The sequence below is a fragment of the Flavobacterium galactosi genome, from assembly GCF_048158585.1.
GTDB classification, from domain to species: domain Bacteria; phylum Bacteroidota; class Bacteroidia; order Flavobacteriales; family Flavobacteriaceae; genus Flavobacterium; species Flavobacterium galactosi.
This window is the reverse complement of sequence record NZ_JBLNKV010000003.1, coordinates 1-18,426: the sequence shown is the minus strand read 5'-3', so window position 1 is coordinate 18,426 and position 18,426 is coordinate 1. Positions and strand designations below refer to the sequence as shown.

Below are 18,426 nucleotides of genomic sequence, written 5' to 3'. Positions count from 1 at the left end.
GTAAACGCTATGATGGTGCTCTAAATTAAAATTCGTACTCGATGCAAACGAGGAAGAGTGACTATGATAGGTGTTGTGCGATTGCGTGCGAAGTCTCCCGACTTCGCACGCATTGTTATATGCCGTTCTAACTTTAGAGACTTTTGTTTTTATGTGTTTGTTGATCATTGGATTGGCTACGAAGTCGTGAGACTTCGCAGAGCCATCACGATTATATTTTGTTGTTACGACTTATTTATACTTCGCAGAGCTGGGTTCTAACTTTAGATACTTTTGTTTTTATGTGTTTGTTGATCATTGGAATTGCTACGAAGTCTGGAGACTTCGCAGAGCCATCACATTATATTTTGTTGTTGCGACTTATTTATACTTCGCAGAGCGGGAGTGGTTAATCATAATTCGGGGAGAAGAGTATCTCTTCTTTATTGTTTGTTTTATTCGAAATTCTAATCTCTTTTAAACAAGCACCTTTTTCATCTTTGGTTTCACAGGATATTAAAACTTCGTCAATAAGTGTATCCTTTTTGTCCTTGGTAACAATTTTAGAAAGTTCTTTGTTCGTATAATAAAAATACTGGGTGTTGAAAGTTGTAAAATTGTCTACTATTTTATCAATAGTCCCATCTGTATTATAATGATAAATGGCTTCGTTTTCTTTGTATTGTTTTTTAGTGTAACAGCTGATACGTTCACGGTGATTCGGTTTCCAACGTGTTTTACAGTAATAAGGTTCTCTATCTGGATACAGTTCCACTTCAAACCATAATTTCTTTTTGGTTTCTTGCAATAGATTGCCTAATGAATCGACAGTTTTGGAGTATTTGATGCGGCCATTTCTACTAAAGACCATTTGCTTTTTGTGCAAAAGCTTTTTCTGATTATTTTCTACTACATATATTTCTTCGGTAGCCGATTTTATTCCTTCAGGCAGCTGTCGTTTCTGAATATACTTTTTTGTTGTACATGATTGTACCGTTAAGAGTAAGATAATAAAAAATAAAACTTTCATAATCGTAAAGTTTAGTAGGCACTAAGTTACGGATTTTTAAAAGATTTAAAATATATAGTTTTCGCGTTGCAAACGCTACGATTGTACTATACGCCAGATGGGAGTAGTACTTTTATAAATTATCTTTTGAAAGATTAATTTCTTTTAGTTTACAATGGAGAATCATAACACATTTACCTGTGGCTTTCTGCTTTGTAGTTTCGTGTTCAAGTAGATCATTCATATAAAAATTCACATAATCAATTTCAAAATGTTGATAAAATTCATTAAATTTTATAACTAATTTCTCTACATTTTGTATTATTTCTTCTTTGATAATATTTTAAGAAATTTAAACATTGATTTTCAGTCATAACAACATCTGGTATAAACGTAACGTTCAATGGGGCATAAACAAATGTTCCATCGAGGTATCCTTTCAAATTGTCTAGATTATTCATATATTCGATATAAATTTTTCCTTCTTTGTATTTTAAAATTTCTATTTCCATATTTTCTTTGTTTTTAAACTCAAGTATTTTTTTGATTATTATTGTGTCCCCCATTTCGTTTTTCGCTTTTAAAGCTGCGTCAAATGTCATGTTTAATTTTTTAAAGATTTAGTTCGGCTAAACTGACCACAGTTATGAGTAGTTTAATTTTCTGAATAATTTCTGTAAAACTTGTAAATTTCTATTATTTCGGTCGTTAAGTTTTCAATTTTCATTACATATTTCATTACTTTTTTTGCATCAAAAATATCTTCTTCTATTATTTGTCTTTCTTTAAGATCTACAAAACGTATTTTATTTTTTCTATTAATTTTACACTATCTTCACTAGTGTCAACTATCCAATGAGCCAAGTGGTTTCTGGTATTTATAATATTATTAAGGTTTCCCCAATTTTTTTCAACATTTATGTTCTTTGAAGTTTGATAATTATCTAAACAAATTTTAAAAAGTTGTTTTTTTTCTCTAATACCAATTTCAGATCTTTGTTTGCCAACTTTTTCTTTTATATCTATTTTGAAATGCAAACAATGAATATCAATTATATCGTCAATGAAACTTTCCAGAAAACAAAATGTATTAAGGAATTTTCCTCTGAATTCTATTGCATAATTATTTATGTTTCTAATAGTTAAAGAATCTCTAATGATTTTAGCATATGATTCGCAACAAATATTATCAACGATTACATTTCCATCTATAATTTTTAAATCAGCTTTTTTATTACATATTCTACAGGAATTTCTGTTTACACCAGCTTTTATGAATTCTAACTTTTCATTTTCTAATTTTCCAAAATTAAGCGGTACATTCATACTTGTCTTTTGTATATGTGATAATAAATTATTAACAACTTGCAAATAGTTAAGTCGATGTCCAACTTATTACTCCTAAATTAGGTCGTTTTGTCAGATAAACATCAGTATTTATTTTCAAATATATAATTTAATACCGAAAATACTGATAAAAATGGTTTTTCAAAACTAACTCCTTTTGGTTCAGCAATTTTACTGAAAATCGTAAACCCTATTTTTTTGCACAAATGACCTAGCCCTGATAGAAGCGGCATCCTTTTTCTTGCTTCTTTAGCAAGGAAAAGATACAAGCGAATAGCAGGAAACAGCTCCTAAAAATAGTATTATTCTACCTAAATAGTTGCTAAAATTATCACTAAAAAACTTGAAACATCAAACTTGAAACTTTAAACAAAAATTTCGTATTTTTGCACTCCAAATAAAGGACTAAGAAAATGTTAGACAGACTTCAAATAGTAAAACAACGTTTCGATGAGATTTCGGATTTAATCATTCAGCCGGATGTGATCTCGGATCAAAAGCGTTATGTGCAATTGAATCAAGAGTATAAAACTTTGAAAGCTTTGGCAGAAAAGCGCGATGAATACGTGCTGATCATGGCAAATATGGAAGAAGCAAATGAAATAATTGCGGATAACAGTGATGCAGATATGACCGAAATGGCCAAAATGCAACTGGAAGAAGCGAAGGAAAGATTACCGGAACTGGAGGAAGAAATCAAATTTATGTTGATTCCTAAAGATCCCGAAGATGCCAAAAATGTCATGGTGGAAATTCGTGCCGGAACGGGTGGGGATGAAGCGAGTATTTTTGCAGGGGATTTATTCCGCATGTATACAAAATATTGTGAGAACAGAGGTTGGAGAACTTCGGTTGTCGATATGAATGAAGGTACTTCGGGTGGATTCAAAGAGGTGATTTTTGAAGTTACCGGAGAAGATGTTTATGGAACGTTGAAGTTTGAAGCGGGTGTTCACCGTGTGCAACGGGTACCACAAACGGAAACGCAAGGACGTGTTCACACCTCGGCAGCGACTGTTATGGTATTGCCAGAAGCAGAAGAGTTTGATGTTCAAATCGATATGAATGATGTACGTGTGGATTTTTTCTGTTCGTCAGGACCAGGTGGACAATCGGTAAATACAACCAAATCAGCGGTTCGTTTGACACACATTCCAACAGGATTGGTGGCGCAATGTCAAGATCAAAAATCACAACATAAAAATAAGGACAAGGCATTTGGCGTATTGCGTTCCCGTTTGTACGAACAAGAATTAGCAAAAAAACAAGCGGAAGATGCAACGAAACGTACGTCTCAGGTAAGTTCTGGTGACCGTTCGGCAAAAATTCGTACGTATAATTATGCACAAGGTCGTGTAACGGATCACCGTGTGGGATTAACATTATACGATTTGGGAAATATCATGAATGGTGACATTCAGAAAATTGTTGATGAGCTAGCGTTAGTCAACAACATGGAAAAATTGAAAGAAGCCAGCGAAGTTTTTTAAGAAAATAGAGGCAAGAATAAAGAGAAAAAATACCATGCTAAATTATTTAGCATGGTATTTTTTTTTTTAAATTTTTTTGTAGGCTTCAATAATTCTATAAGTTACTATGTCATTTGTAGCCATTAATTGGATTGCTTTTTTTGCTTTAGCTTCAGAAAGAGTATAACCACTTGCATAACCAGTTGGGGTATTTATTTCCCAGAAATACACCGTTTTATTTGTTGTTTTGCTAATTTTAATTTTTTGTTGTTGTGAAATTGTTGTTGGGTCCTTTTTTTCTTTTGGGTTTGCAAACAAAATCGTAGTTGCAATTAAAGTTGCTGATAAAATAATTTTTTTCATGGTTTTATTTTGTTAGATTAATACTGCAAAGATGGGATATCTTTTGGTTTTATGTGTTATATAAATTTATTTTTATTATATAATTTACTCTTATTTATTTGAGAATCAAGTTCTTTTGAGGTGAAAATACTATTCCAGTATCTGTTCTGTCTATCTATTGCAGTAACGATTTAAAAAAATGGATAGCAGTAAAATATAGCATATTCACTGATTTTTAAGTTATAAAACCGCCAGTCCTTTTGGGGTTTTTTTCATAAATTTGCAGCTCATACTTTAAATAATGACTACACAACAACTTATTGACCAAATCAAAATCAAGAAATCATTCCTAGCTGTAGGACTCGATGTTGATTTAAATAAAATTCCACAACATTTATTAGAACTGGAAGATCCCATTTTCGAATTCAATAAAGCGATAATTGATGCGACGCATGATTTAGCAGTGGCTTACAAACCGAATACGGCTTTTTATGAAGCCTACGGAATAAAAGGTTGGATGTCGTTGCAAAAAACAATCAATTACATCAACTCAACCTATCCGGAAATCTTCACGATTGCCGATGCAAAACGTGGTGATATTGGAAATACGTCTTCGATGTATGCCAAAGCCTTTTTTGAAGATTTGAATTTTGATAGCGTTACCGTTGCTCCTTATATGGGAAAAGATTCGGTGGAGCCGTTTCTAGCCTTTGAAAATAAACATACGATTATGTTGGCTTTGACTTCCAATGAAGGAGCGTTTAATTTTCAGACTTTAAGTGTTGACGGAAAAGAATTGTACAAACACGTATTAGAAACCTCTAAAACGTGGAAAAATAGCGAAAACCTGATGTATGTTGTCGGTGCTACCAAAGCAGAATATTTCACTGAAATTCGTAAAATTGTCCCTGACAGTTTTTTGCTTGTTCCCGGAGTGGGCGCACAAGGCGGAAGTTTATCCGAAGTTTGTAAATACGGTATGAATGCCAATGTAGGCTTGCTGATTAATTCTTCCAGAGCGGTTATTTATGCTTCAAACGGAACTGATTTTGTTGAAAAAGCAAGAGAAGAAGCGTTGAAGATGCAACAGGAAATGGAAGGAATTATGAGTTTGAAGTTTGAAAAGGTTTAAGGTTTAAAGTGGAAGAATTTTAAACAGGGACTTTTTCTTAAACCATTAAGAAATTAAGTTTCATTAAGCTTGCGTCTAGATTTGAATAGAAAACTTTGTGGGATTCGAGGTTAAACTTTAAAGCCTTAATTTTTCTTAATTTCTTAATGGTTAAAAAGCTGTAAATTTATGGGTTAATAATATCATTTTTAAACTTTAAACTTGAAACCAAAAAAATTAATAGATCAAATCGGAACCACACATTCTTTTGAAAATTCGCCAAAACGCATTATTTCACTGGTTCCTTCTCAAACGGAATTACTGTATGATTTAGGTTTGGAAGCCAGCATTGTTGGGATTACCAAATTCTGCGTGCATCCGTATCATTTTAAATCAACGAAGAAAATTGTTGGCGGAACCAAGAAAGTGCATTTTGAGAAAATCAGATTGTTGCAACCGGATATCATCATTTGTAACAAAGAGGAAAATACACAGGAAATTGTGGAGGAGTTGCGTAAAATTTGTCCGGTTTGGGTGACGAATATCCTCACGATTGAAGACAATTTTAAAATGATTACCGACTTTGGTCAGCTATTCAATTGCAGAACTGAAGCGCAGAAATGGAATGACAAATTGGCTTTTGCCCTGAGCGATTTTAAAAACTTCGTCAAAGATATACCCGTAAAAAAAGCAGCGTATTTCATTTGGAAAAACCCTTTTATGGTCGCTGGGTCGGATAATTTCATCAATGAATTATTAAAACTAAATCATTTTCAAAATATATATGAAAATAAATCGCGTTACCCGGAAATCGAACTCAAAAAAATGCGTTTGGAGGGTGATCCGGATTTGGTTTTTCTATCCTCAGAACCTTTTCCTTTCAAGGAAGAAGATGCTTTTGAAATAGGAAGGCACACGCATCATGCAAAAACGGTGTTTGTAGATGGCGAAATGTTTTCTTGGTATGGAAGCCGCTTGCTAAAAGCGTTTGACTATTTTAAAAAAATACATCAAAAATTATAGTTCACATTCTTCCAGAACTAATTCTTCTGCAGCATCACTAGGATTTACAGTATTTTTTTCTATTTCGAAATTTTGTTCAGCAAGTATTTGATATTCTTTTTTAAGCTTTTCTATTTCACTTTTCTCTTTCAATAATCCAATCATCGGTGTAATTTTTTTGCAAATTTACGTTTTACAATTGTTAAATTAGTATTAATATATGTTAAGATTGAGATTTAAAATTAAAATCCTATTTTTACAAAAAATAAAAACGTGATTAATTACACCATTTACGAAAATAAAAACACCAATCAGTGGGTCACTTTTGTGCATGGTGCGGGCGGAAGTTCGTCTATTTGGTTCAAACAAATACGCGATTTCAAAAAGCAGTATAATGTATTGTTATTGGATTTGCGTGGTCACGGAGAATCAAAACCCACCTTAAAAACGGCTTTCAAGCAACACTATACTTTTTCGGCTTTGGCCAATGATATTCTGGAAGTTTTAGACTTTCTAAAAATTAAAAAATCACATTTTGTAGGTATTTCATTGGGTACCATTTTGATAAGACAATTAGCGGAAATGTATCCGGAAAGGGTGCAAAGCATGATTCTTGGCGGCGCTATCCTGAAAATGAATTTCCGTTCTCAAGTATTGATGCGATTGGGGAATATGTTTAAATATGTATTGCCTTATTTGGTTCTATATAAGTTTTTTGCCTTTGTTATCATGCCTAAAAAAAGTCACAAGCAATCTCGTGTGCTTTTTATAAATGAGGCCAAAAAATTATACCAAAAAGAGTTTATTAAATGGTTTAAACTCACCGCCGAAATAAATCCGGTGCTCAAATGGTTTCGTCAGGTCGAATTGAATATTCCTACGCTTTATGTTATGGGTGAGGAGGATTATATGTTCTTACCATCGGTTCGAAAAGTGGTGGAGAATCATTATAAATCTTCTAAATTATTTGTGATAGAAAAATGTGGGCATGTGGTCAATGTGGAGCAACCTAATGCTTTTAATGATGCAGTTCTTTCTTTTATAAATACCGCTAAATAAAAAAATGCCTGCATTATAAATGCAGGCAATTCTTTAACTAACCAAAACCAAAATAATAAATAACCAGTTTATTACCCTGCAAAGGTCATACATAAGCAAGCGTTTTGCTGTTAAGGTTTTGTTATTACTTTGTTGTATATACGTTAAGTTTTCTTCTTGAATTTTAAGAATAATAAAATAGGATGAAGCACCAATGTTTAATCTATTTTAGGTGTTGATTGTAATTATTTTTTGTCTTGCAAAGCAAAAACCTTTTTCAGTATATCCGAAGTTCTGGCATTTAGATTGGTTCTGATATTTTTTTCTTCAACAGTAATCATTTTGAAAACCCCATCCAGCGCTTTGTTGGTGATATAATCGGTTATATCAGGATTTACTTTTGAAACGAGAGGAATCGTATTGTATTTTTTTATAATGGAATTCCAAATTACATCTGCACCCACTTTATTAATTGACTTTTGTACAACGGGACTGAATTTCGCATACAATGGAACAGTTGTAGAAGATTGTAAATAAGTGGTAGCGGCATTATCATTTCCTAATAAAATGCTTTTGGCATCAGTAATAGTAATGTTTTTAATGGCCGAGACAAAAATTGGAGTTGCTTCTTTTACGGCATCTTCAGCAGCACGATTTAGTGCTTTAATTCCATCATCTGCTAAAGTAGCCATCCCCATTTTTCTAAGCATTTTATCAACTCGTGCTAATTCTTCCGGCATCAAAATTTTCACGGTTTCGTTTTTATAAAACCCATCTACCGTTGTTAATTTCGAAACTTGTTCCGACACTCCTTTATTTAATGCCTCTTTTAAACCGGCTGCAATGTCTATGCTTGTATTTGTTTTTGTAATTGTCGAAGCTTTGTCAGCAGCTTTCTTAATGAAATCTTTAAATTGAGCCGTGCCAACAATTGGAACGAGAAGAAGTAGTAACGCTATTTTTTTCATCTTGTATAATTTGTTCCAAAATTAAACAAAGATTGGCTGGATGCAAAAGATAAAAACAATCAATTTGATTATGATTGCAAGTGTTATCTTTGATAAACTTCTAAATTCTGTTTATAACTTAACTAAAAAGTGATGAATATCCTCGAACTTGAATTATTGACAGCTAATATAAATGAAACGGAGTTGTTTTATAATGAAGTGATTGGATTTAAAACTGTTTCAAAAAATAATTCGAGTATTTCATTTAGAGCAGGTTCTACAAAACTAACGTTCAGGTCTTCTGAAAATTTAAGTCCGGTGTATCATTTTGCTTTTGATATACCCAATAATAAGTTGCTGGAAGCTTTCGCTTTGATAGAAAAGAAGACGGAAATTCTAGAGGTAATTCCACCCGAAAAAATCGCGGATTTTTATAATTGGAATGCCAAGTCTTTTTATTTTTATGATAATAATGGAAATATTTTAGAATTCATTGCCCGTTTTAGTTTAGATAATACTTCAGAAAAACCATTTGATGGTTCGTCAATTCTTTCTGTGAGTGAAATAGGTTTTGTTTCGAAAAATGTTTCACAGCTTAGTGATGAAATGTCTAATAAATATGGTCTTTCTGTATTTCCAAAACAACCCAAACTAAATAAATTCATTGTTTTAGGAACAGATACGGGACTTTTTATTCTGGTGGAAGAAAACCGGGATTGGTATCCAACGCATAAAAAAGCAAAATCATTCTGGACTAAAGTAGTATTTGACAATAATGGGAAAATGAGCGAAATTGAAGTTTCAGGTTAATTAAAAAATGCTCACCAAAAGTGAGCATTTTTTATATGATGGATTCGTTAATTTTATGGGTTTCGGCTCCCTCTCCTTTGGAAAGTCCGTCCCGACCCTTCGGGATCGAGAGGGGGGAGGATTTAAGAAAACACCACCGTTTTGTTATTATAAACCATCGTTTTTCTCTCTGCATGCAATTTTATGGCTCTTGCCAAAACCATGCGTTCCAGATCACGCCCTTTCATAATAAAATCCTCAATAGAATGACTGTGTGAAACTCGGGCAATATCCTGTTCGATAATCGGACCTTCATCTAATCCTTCAGTAACATAATGACTGGTGGCGCCAATGATTTTCACGCCGCGTTTAAAAGCCGAATGATAGGGTTTTGCTCCAGGAAAAGCAGGAAGAAAGGAGTGATGAATATTGATGATTTGATTTTTGTACTGCGTAATTAAATTGGGCGTGATAATCTGCATGTAGCGAGCCAAAACAATAAAGTCAATATTGTACTGCTTCAGTAAATCCATTTGTTTTTGTTCCCCTTCCGCTTTAATGTCTTTGGTGAAAGGAACATAATGAAATGGAATGGAAAAACGTTCCGCCACTGATTTTAAATCCTCATGGTTGCTTATAATCAATGGAATTTCAAGAGGCAGTTCACCAGCGCTGTATCGTCCTAAAATGTCATACAAACAATGGTCATATTTAGAAACAAACAAAGCCATTTTTGGTTTTTCGTCTTGGGTATATATTTCCCAAGACATATTAAAACGATTTGCTAAATTAGTTTGAAAATCGTTCTTGATTGCTTCAATATCCCAATTTTTGGCACTGAACTCACATTCCAAACGCATGAAAAATACATTTTCATCGGCATCAACATGTTGGTCCAGATAGATAATATTACCATCAATTGAGGCAATATAATTGGTAACAGAGGCTATAATTGCTTTTTGGTCTTCGCAATGTATAAGGATTGTAATTTTTTGCATTTTATGTATTTCTTTCGACTTTAGTCTGATAATAAGAATAGTGTTTTTCAAAACTAAACTTATTTCTTTTTATAAAAAAAAATGATTTTCGTGTTTATGTTTTAAAAATAGAGAACCGTTTAGTCTCCAAATTAGTTTTTATCCTGCATCGCAAAAACCTTTTGCAATAAAACAGAAGTTCTAGAACTTAAATTAGTTCTGATATTTTTTTCTTCAACAGCAATCATTTTGAAAACGCCATTCATTGCTTGATTGGTAACGTAATCAGTCAAGTCAGGATTTACTTTATTTACTAATGGAATACTATTGTATTTTGTTATAATGTTAGACCAAACTTTATCGGCTCCCACTTTATTGAAAGAATTTTTTATCACCGGATTAAATTTTCCGTACAAAGCAGTTGAGGTGCTATTTTGTAAATAGGTAGTAGCCGAACTTTCATTTCCCATCAAAATCGATTTGGCATCCATAAAAGTCATGTTTCTTACCGCATCAACAAATATTGGAGTCGCTTCTTTAACCGCATCTTCGGCAGCACGATTCAACACTTTCAAACCTTCGTCAGCCAGTGAACTCAACCCGATTTTTCTTAAACCAGAATCTACTTTTCTCAATTCTTCCGGCAGTAAAATTTTTACGGCTTCATTTCTGTAAAAACCATCTGCAGCAGTCAATTTTGTAACTTGTTTAGAAATTCCATTATTCAACGCTTCCTTCAATCCACCTGCAATATCAACGCCGCCGATGCCTTGTGTTTGTGGCAATTGATTCAGAACCTGTTGCATTTCGGCACAACTGGAAAGGGAGACCGCTACCATTAAAATTAAAATTTTTTTCATCTTAAATTGCTTTTATAATTTTCACTTCATCAATTTGGCCCTTGGCCCGTGTCAAAAGTACTACTTATTCAAAAATAAAGCCTAATTTTATTTAGGAGCACAAACTTTAGGATTTATTTTGAAACATCGGTCCCGCTGTCCGCTGTATCCTCGCTGAAAAAGCGAGGGATGCCGCTTCCATCGGGGCTAAATAACAAAATCCTTGCTTATTTATCAATAACTATGACCGAGATTAAATAATTTTTAAAATAAAGTCGTAAATTGCACTCTTAAATTATCATATTCATAAAATGGAACACATAAAACCTTATATTCCTAATAATAAAGTAAGAATTGTCACAGCAGCAGCTCTTTTTGATGGTCATGATGCAGCCATTAACATCATGCGTAGAATTATTCAATCTACCGGTGTTGAGGTAATTCATTTAGGTCACGATAGAAGTGTGGAAGAAGTGGTAAATACAGCGATTCAAGAAGATGCCAATGCTATTGCTATAACATCGTATCAAGGGGGACACAACGAATATTTCAAATATATGTATGACTTGCTTCAAGAAAAAGGAGCAGGACAAATTAAAATATTTGGCGGTGGAGGCGGAGTGATTCTGCCTACAGAAATAGCCGAATTACAAGCCTATGGTATCACCAGAATTTATTCTCCTGATGATGGACGCGCCATGGGTTTACAAGGAATGATAAATGATTTAGTACAACGCGCTGATTATCCCATTGGAGATAAACTGGATGATGAAATCAATCATTTGGAGGAAAAAAATCCAAAAGCCATTGCCCGTATTATTTCATCAGCAGAAAACTTTCCTGATGTAGCGGCCCAGACATTGGAAGCGATCCAAAAGAAGAATGAAAATTGTACTATTCCGGTTCTTGGAATTACAGGAACGGGTGGAGCAGGAAAATCATCGTTGGTAGATGAATTGGTGCGTCGTTTTCTAATCGATTTTCCGGGAAAAACAATCGGATTAATATCTGTCGATCCATCCAAAAGGAAAACAGGTGGTGCGCTTTTAGGGGACAGAATCAGAATGAATGCCATCAATAGTCCTAGAGTTTATATGCGTTCCTTAGCCACACGCCAATCAAATCTGGCTTTGTCAAAATATGTTGCCGATGCGATTCAAGTGATTAAAGCTGCAAAATATGACATCATAATCTTGGAGACTTCTGGAATCGGGCAATCCGATACGGAGATTATGGATCACTCTGATGTATCCTTATATGTGATGACACCCGAATTTGGTGCTGCCACCCAATTAGAGAAAATCGACATGCTTGATTTTGCCGACTTGGTAGCGATAAATAAATTCGATAAACGCGGTTCTCTTGATGCGTTAAGAGACGTAAAAAAACAATACCAACGCAACCACAATCTTTGGGATGCAAATCTAGATACGCTTCCGGTCTTTGGGACGATTGCTTCGCAGTTTAACGATCCCGGAATGAATACGCTTTATAAAGCGATAATGGATAAAATCCATGAAAAAACGGGTTCTGATTTGAAATCGACGTTCCAAATCACACGTGAAATGAGCGAGAAGATATTCGTTATTCCGCCACACAGAACGCGTTATTTATCTGAAATTGCCGAAAGCAACAGAAAATATGATGTCACAGCGGTAAGTCAAGAACAAGTAGCCCAAAAATTATACGGGATTTTTAAAACACTAGAAAGTGTATCTGGAAAATTTCCTGTCATAAATAAAACCGGAATCGATGATGATTCTGTTTTGCCTACTGCTTTAGAATCTGAAAAACCAGGTGTAGCTGAGAACAAAATATTTTTGAACCTTTTACTGAATCAATTTGATAAGGTAAAAATGGATTTGGATTCCTACAATTGGGAAATCATTTTGACTTGGAATGAAAAAGTAAATAAATATAAAAATCCGGTTTATACCTTTAAAGTTCGTGATAGAGAAATAAAAATGGCAACGCATACAGAGTCGCTTTCACATTCTCAAATTCCAAAAATTGCATTACCAAAGTATCAGGCTTGGGGTGATATTCTGCGTTGGTGTCTGCAGGAAAATGTTCCCGGAGAATTTCCTTTTACAGCAGGTTTGTATCCTTTCAAGCGGGAAGGAGAGGATCCCTCAAGAATGTTTGCAGGAGAAGGCGGACCGGAACGAACCAACAAACGGTTTCATTATGTGAGCGCAGGATTACCGGCAAAACGATTGTCAACGGCTTTTGACAGTGTGACTTTATATGGAAATGATCCCCATGTACGTCCTGATATTTATGGAAAAATAGGGAATGCAGGAGTTTCTATTTGCTGTTTGGATGATGCCAAAAAATTATATTCTGGTTTTGATTTAGTTCACGCGATGACTTCGGTAAGTATGACTATCAATGGTCCGGCACCCATGTTGCTAGGATTTTTTATGAACGCAGCTATTGACCAACAGTGTGAGTTTTACATTAAAGAAAATGGTCTTGAAAAAGAAGTTGAAACAAAAATTAACAAAATATATAAAGATAAAGGAGTTGAAAGACCGCATTATCAAGGGGATTTACCCGAAGGAAATAATGGTTTAGGGCTGATGCTTTTGGGCGTTACAGGAGATCAGGTTTTGCCATTGGAAGTATATAACGACATAAAAGCAAGAACACTGTCTCAAGTTAGAGGAACGGTTCAAGCCGATATTCTTAAAGAAGACCAGGCACAAAACACCTGTATTTTCTCCACAGAATTTGCGTTGCGATTGATGGGTGATGTGCAGGAATATTTCATTACCCAGAATGTCAGGAACTTTTATTCGGTTTCCATATCAGGGTATCATATTGCCGAGGCAGGAGCAAATCCTATCACGCAATTGGCTTTCACGCTTTCTAATGGGTTTACTTATGTAGAATATTATTTGAGTCGTGGCATGAATATCAACGATTTTGGACCCAACTTATCCTTCTTCTTTTCGAATGGAGTAGATCCAGAGTATGCAGTTATTGGTCGTGTGGCACGTAAAATTTGGGCGAAAGCCATGAAAAATAAATACGGCGCTAACGAACGGGCTCAAATGTTGAAATACCACATTCAAACTTCTGGACGTTCCTTGCACGCGCAGGAAATTGACTTCAATGATATTCGTACGACTTTGCAAGCTTTGTATGCCATTTATGACAACTGTAATTCGTTGCATACGAATGCGTATGATGAAGCCATTACAACACCAACAGAAGAATCCGTGCGACGCGCGATGGCGATTCAATTGATTATCAATAAAGAATTAGGATTGGCCAAAAATGAAAACCCAATTCAAGGTGCTTTCATTATTGAAGAACTAACGGATTTAGTGGAAGCCGCGGTTTTAGAAGAATTTGATAGAATTACGGAGCGTGGTGGTGTTCTTGGAGCCATGGAAACCATGTACCAACGCAGTAAAATACAGGAAGAAAGTTTGTATTATGAGACATTGAAGCACACGGGAGAATTTCCAATTATTGGTGTGAATACTTTTTTAAGTTCTAAAGGTTCTCCTACGGTGATTCCAGCCGAAGTAATTCGTGCCACCGAAGAAGAAAAACAATACCAAATTGATATGTTGAGCCATCTACACCAGTCCAATCAGGATTTAGTAAAGGAACACTTGAATACACTTCAAGAGGCAGCCATTAAAAACGAAAATTTATTTGAACACTTAATGGAAGCAACCAAGGTTTGTTCCTTGGGACAAATTACTTCAGCTTTATTTGAAGTTGGGGGACAATACAGGAGGAATATGTAAGCAAAAAGGGTGTGAATCGCTTATCCTGCTTTTTTTGGAATCTTTTTTAATATTTAATAGAGACCTTTCAGTGATGCGGAATCCTTTTTGAATTTCTTATAAATTACATTTGGGGCAATAATTTTAATCATAAAAAGAGGCTGTTCTTGTAAAGACAGCCTCTTAAAAATAATATTCGGGTATTATTCCTTTCAGTAACAAACTAATCAACATTTGCTACATTTTTATTTTTCAATGCCGGTTTGTAAACTTCCGAGATTGCTTTTGTTGTTAAAATTGACTTTTCTTCAGAAATAATAATTTCATGTTTTACTTTTTTTAGATTGTTTTCCACTACCAAATAATAAGTTCCAACTGGAAATTCATCTAAATTATATGTCCTTACGATTCCTTTCTCACCTTTTGCATTTTCGGCGTAGATTAAATTATTTTCATTATCATAAATAGACACATTAACTTTTTTGATTTGATTTAGAGAAAAGCTAATTTCATTTCCTTTACCTTTTTTTACATTTAGTAAAAAATCACCGTCGATTGCATACGAACTCATACTAGTCATTGCCACTACTAACAATAAACTTAATTTCAAAATCTTTTTCATAATACTAATTTTTAAATTACTAATTAAAATTTATAATGCTAAATTACTTCAATGAGCTGTGCTGGAACACAGCTGGTTTTTCTGATTTAGGCACTATTTTATCATTTACGAAAACGATATATGTTGGGAATATTGGTATTGTATGTGTCTGTTTATTATAGATTTATAAATAAAAAAAGATGGGAAACCATTTCAATTGTAGTAACGTTCTAAAAAACAGTGATTAATTAATACTTACTATTTGTAGTAAAGTCAAAGCTATCTCAAGACTATTGGGGTGGCTTTTTTTAGATGGCTTAAGTCTTTTTTTTTTGAATATTAGATTAGATATAAAAGACTTTTCGGCAATGAAGAATCTTTTTTTAATGTCATTTTTGTTCATTCCAACATTTCTGAAGAATGAAAATTAATATTTTAAAATCCTTATTATATTTCTGAAATCTTTTAAAAAAAAGCAACCGATTCTACTATTTTAAGATTATCAATAATTGCTCAAATTTTTCTTCAAAAAATCAATAGAATTGCAATAAAGTGATTAAATCACAAGGACAATTTATAGGTTTTAACATTGTTTTTTAATTAACAAAATTTATGTAATACAATTATTAATTAACTGATAATCAATTAGTTAACAGGTTATTTAGTATTAATATTTTATTGCCGTAAAGCTTTTCTTAGCGAAGTGTGTTCTTTGTCGGGAATAATAGAATGTTGTCTTGTTTAGATCAGTTTCTTTTCCTTTTTTTGGTGTAATACCTAACTTTGGTTTAACAAAAATTTATTTGATTTAGGTTGTTTACCAAGCAACTTTCAGGTTAATAAAAGGATTTTTTTGTTTCCCCTAAATAGAATATCCTTTAGATGATGGACTACTTCATTAAATTGTTTTTTGAAGATGTTTCGTTTTTCTGCAAGTTTTCTCCCCCGAGTCTAAAAACTTCTGTTATAGACCTATTTTATTAATTTCAATGCTAATTGTTTAAGATTAGAGTTTTAAGGTTGCTTTTTTAAGCGACTGTCTGGTTGATAAAGAATTTAGTTATTGTTCCCCACAATAAAAATCCTTTGGACGATGGAGGACTTCATAAATGTGGTTTATGAAGGTGTTTTATTTTTCTATAAGTTTTATTCCCTAAGTCTGTAAACTTCCTTTTTTATCTGAGTTATGATGTAAAAATACTTTTATTATGAAAAAAATTATTTTTTATAAGATAAAAAGTGTGCAAGAATATTGTCTCACTTTTTCTTGGCGTTTCTTCGCGGGCTTCTCGAAATTTAATTTCTCAGTTCCTCTTAATCGACTGTCAAATTTATGTTTCGGTTGTTGGCACAAGTCACTTGCTTTGTCCCTTATGTTTGGGGCAATCCTGATGACAGGTTATACGGCGAATGCGCAGCTTAATATTCAAGGTGTTGCGCCTGTATCATCCCCAAAGAATGGTTCCGGGGTTGACGGCGATCTTAATGCTCATCAGACCGCTCCTGCTGCACCCACTGCAGCTAACCCTTATGGCGACTTGTTTGACTTTCTTCATCCTAGTACGCCTGCTAGCGGTTATCATGGTTTGATTAATGTAACTCCACAGTCTAATCCGCCACTGCCAGGAGAACCTCCTTTAGGGTTAGTTTTTAACAAACCCACCGTTCCGGCATCTGTTCCTTCTACTTACCAGTTGAGTGATTTTTACCAGAATGATGTAACTATATTCCCAGGTAGTAATAAAATAAATGATAATCCAAACACCTATGAATGGGGACCAGGAGTTAATGCCAACAAAGGTGAAATCCAAAATGCCGGTGTCCATTTTTCTTATGGTGATCCAATTACATTCCCCGGACCAGCCACTTCTGGTCATCCCATAGGAAAATCAACGGATTTGTGGTGTCTTTTTGCCGGTGACCGTCAGACTACCAATGGGAGTGCTTTCATTGCTTTCGAGTTTTTACAGAAATCCATGTCAATGACAAACGTCAATTTAGGTGCAGTAGATGCGCTGACTGGTGTTAAACCAATCATCGGTTTATTAGACCCAACAAAACTTGGCGGATTTGTATCCGATGGAACAGACGGTGGCCGCACAGTGGGTGACAAATTGGTCACCATTGAATTTGATGGGGGAGGTAAACTTGCTGTCGTTTTTATCCACACATGGTCAGCAAAAAAAGATAACAAAGGTGTTGTAATTCCAGGTCAATTTGAATATGTACTTGTAGATCTTACAACCCTTAATAATGCCGTCTTTTGTACTAATAACACTGTGCCATCTCCGGTGCCTTTTAATGTATTTGGAACCAATCCCGGGACTTATGCTGTAAATCAATATGCCGAAGGGGCCATCAATCTTACAGAAGTATTTGGTAGTAGATGCGTGGTGATCAGTACGGTATTTATTGTAACGAGATCATCTGGAAGTTCATCAAGTTCTGAATTGTATGACTTCCCGGGGGCTCCAATTCAATTGAATTTGAGCTTGTCGCCAAATTTGGATGATTTAAGTGATGTGACTTTGTGTTCAGATGCCGGTGGATATACTTTACCAGCAATCACTGGAACAAACCTTACCGCAAATGCAGCTTATTGGACAGGAGCTGGAGGTACAGGAAATAAATTGCCAGTAGGAACTGTAATAAACAGTACTCAAACCATTTTTATTTATGATGAAACAAAAACCACTCCAAATTGTACCGATCAGGAAAGTTTTACGGTTACAATAAATCCATTACCAACGGTATCTGCATCCAATACAGGTCCTTATTGTTTGGGCGCTAATATTTCATTGACAGCGACCTTTACAGCAGCAGGAACAAGTACAAGTGCAGCGAGTTGGAGTTGGACTGGACCGGATAGTTTTACATCTACGATGGAAGATCCGACCGCCTTTGCATCAACAGCTGCAAAAGCAGGGGTATATACTGTTGAGGTTACCGATAATAATGGTTGTAAAAAAACAGCCACTACCACAGTAGTTATCAATCCATTGCCAACGGTATCTGCATCCAATACAGGTCCTTATTGTTTGGGCGCTAATATTTCATTGACAGCGACCTTTACAGCAGCAGGAACAAGTACAAGTGCAGCGAGTTGGAGTTGGACCGGACCGGATAGTTTTACATCTACGATGGAAGATCCGACCGCCTTTGCATCAACAGCTGCAAAAGCAGGGGTATATACTGTTGAGGTTACCGATAATAATGGTTGTAAAAAAACAGCC

The 18,426-nt window shown here is 34.6% G+C and carries 16 protein-coding genes; 7 read left to right on the top strand and 9 right to left on the bottom strand.

Annotated elements, in window-relative coordinates:
* Window positions 1-388: 388 nt before the first annotated feature.
* The 3 genes from ACM55M_RS06840 to ACM55M_RS06830 all read right to left on the bottom strand — a co-directional run bounded on the left by ACM55M_RS06840 (window position 389) and on the right by ACM55M_RS06830 (window position 2,359).
* Window positions 389-1,009 (bottom strand): hypothetical protein, encoded by a 621-nt coding sequence (locus tag ACM55M_RS06840; protein WP_416856826.1) that lies wholly within the window; start codon window positions 1,007-1,009, stop codon window positions 389-391.
* A gap of 266 nt (window positions 1,010-1,275) precedes the next feature.
* On the bottom strand, window positions 1,276-1,590 hold the full coding sequence (locus ACM55M_RS06835) for a hypothetical protein (protein ID WP_416856825.1): 315 nt from the start codon (window positions 1,588-1,590) through the stop codon (window positions 1,276-1,278).
* A gap of 190 nt (window positions 1,591-1,780) precedes the next feature.
* A complete protein-coding gene (locus tag ACM55M_RS06830) occupies window positions 1,781-2,359 on the bottom strand; it encodes a hypothetical protein (protein ID WP_416856824.1) in 579 nt (192 codons plus the stop codon).
* Between the two features lie 389 nt (window positions 2,360-2,748).
* Between ACM55M_RS06830 and prfA the strand changes: the two genes are divergently transcribed.
* Entirely contained in the window at window positions 2,749-3,825 is a 1,077-nt protein-coding gene (prfA, locus tag ACM55M_RS06825) for a peptide chain release factor 1 (protein ID WP_416856823.1), read from the top strand.
* 66 nt (window positions 3,826-3,891) lie between these two features.
* On the opposite strand, the gene ACM55M_RS06820 is transcribed toward prfA, so the two are convergent.
* Window positions 3,892-4,167, bottom strand: coding sequence for a hypothetical protein (locus tag ACM55M_RS06820; RefSeq protein WP_416856822.1), 276 nt, complete (start codon window positions 4,165-4,167; stop codon window positions 3,892-3,894).
* Between the two features lie 280 nt (window positions 4,168-4,447).
* On the opposite strand from ACM55M_RS06820, the gene pyrF reads away from it, so the two are divergent.
* Together pyrF and ACM55M_RS06810 are read left to right on the top strand one after the other, a co-directional pair.
* Window positions 4,448-5,278, top strand: coding sequence for an orotidine-5'-phosphate decarboxylase (gene pyrF / locus ACM55M_RS06815; protein ID WP_416856821.1), 831 nt, complete (start codon window positions 4,448-4,450; stop codon window positions 5,276-5,278).
* 201 nt (window positions 5,279-5,479) lie between these two features.
* Window positions 5,480-6,280 carry an ABC transporter substrate-binding protein gene (locus ACM55M_RS06810; protein WP_416856820.1) on the top strand — a complete coding sequence of 267 codons (801 nt, stop codon included), beginning with the start codon at window positions 5,480-5,482 and terminating at the stop codon, window positions 6,278-6,280.
* On the opposite strand, the gene ACM55M_RS06805 is transcribed toward ACM55M_RS06810, so the two are convergent.
* The gene (locus ACM55M_RS06805; RefSeq protein WP_416848991.1) at window positions 6,275-6,424 is read right to left on the bottom strand and encodes a hypothetical protein; all 150 of its coding nucleotides are present in this window, start codon (window positions 6,422-6,424) and stop codon (window positions 6,275-6,277) included. The genes ACM55M_RS06810 and ACM55M_RS06805 overlap by 6 nt on opposite strands.
* A gap of 108 nt (window positions 6,425-6,532) precedes the next feature.
* On the opposite strand from ACM55M_RS06805, the gene ACM55M_RS06800 reads away from it, so the two are divergent.
* On the top strand, window positions 6,533-7,318 hold the full coding sequence (locus tag ACM55M_RS06800; RefSeq protein WP_416844177.1) for an alpha/beta fold hydrolase: 786 nt from the start codon (window positions 6,533-6,535) through the stop codon (window positions 7,316-7,318).
* Window positions 7,319-7,542: 224 nt separating this feature from the next.
* Here ACM55M_RS06800 and ACM55M_RS06795 read toward each other — a convergent pair whose 3' ends face one another.
* Window positions 7,543-8,265, bottom strand: a complete 723-nt coding sequence (locus ACM55M_RS06795; protein ID WP_416856819.1) for a DUF4197 domain-containing protein — start codon at window positions 8,263-8,265, stop codon at window positions 7,543-7,545.
* Between the two features lie 132 nt (window positions 8,266-8,397).
* On the opposite strand from ACM55M_RS06795, the gene ACM55M_RS06790 reads away from it, so the two are divergent.
* Window positions 8,398-9,054 carry a VOC family protein gene (locus ACM55M_RS06790; protein ID WP_416856818.1) on the top strand — a complete coding sequence of 219 codons (657 nt, stop codon included), beginning with the start codon at window positions 8,398-8,400 and terminating at the stop codon, window positions 9,052-9,054.
* A gap of 122 nt (window positions 9,055-9,176) precedes the next feature.
* Here the strand turns inward: ACM55M_RS06790 and purU are convergent, their stop codons facing one another.
* The gene (purU, locus tag ACM55M_RS06785) at window positions 9,177-10,031 is read right to left on the bottom strand and encodes a formyltetrahydrofolate deformylase (RefSeq protein ID WP_416856817.1); all 855 of its coding nucleotides are present in this window, start codon (window positions 10,029-10,031) and stop codon (window positions 9,177-9,179) included.
* Window positions 10,032-10,162: 131 nt separating this feature from the next.
* Complete coding sequence (locus tag ACM55M_RS06780; RefSeq protein ID WP_416856816.1) at window positions 10,163-10,870, bottom strand: DUF4197 domain-containing protein; 708 nt, start codon at window positions 10,868-10,870, stop codon at window positions 10,163-10,165.
* A gap of 290 nt (window positions 10,871-11,160) precedes the next feature.
* Here ACM55M_RS06780 and ACM55M_RS06775 point away from each other — a divergent pair, with 290 nt between their 5' ends.
* On the top strand, window positions 11,161-14,613 hold the full coding sequence (locus tag ACM55M_RS06775; protein ID WP_416856815.1) for a methylmalonyl-CoA mutase family protein: 3,453 nt from the start codon (window positions 11,161-11,163) through the stop codon (window positions 14,611-14,613).
* Between the two features lie 202 nt (window positions 14,614-14,815).
* Here ACM55M_RS06775 and ACM55M_RS06770 read toward each other — a convergent pair whose 3' ends face one another.
* Window positions 14,816-15,214, bottom strand: coding sequence for a FimB/Mfa2 family fimbrial subunit (locus tag ACM55M_RS06770; protein ID WP_416856814.1), 399 nt, complete (start codon window positions 15,212-15,214; stop codon window positions 14,816-14,818).
* A gap of 1,187 nt (window positions 15,215-16,401) precedes the next feature.
* Between ACM55M_RS06770 and ACM55M_RS06765 the strand changes: the two genes are divergently transcribed.
* Window positions 16,402-18,426: hypothetical protein (locus tag ACM55M_RS06765; protein WP_416856813.1), on the top strand; the 2,025-nt coding region annotated here is incomplete at its 3' end.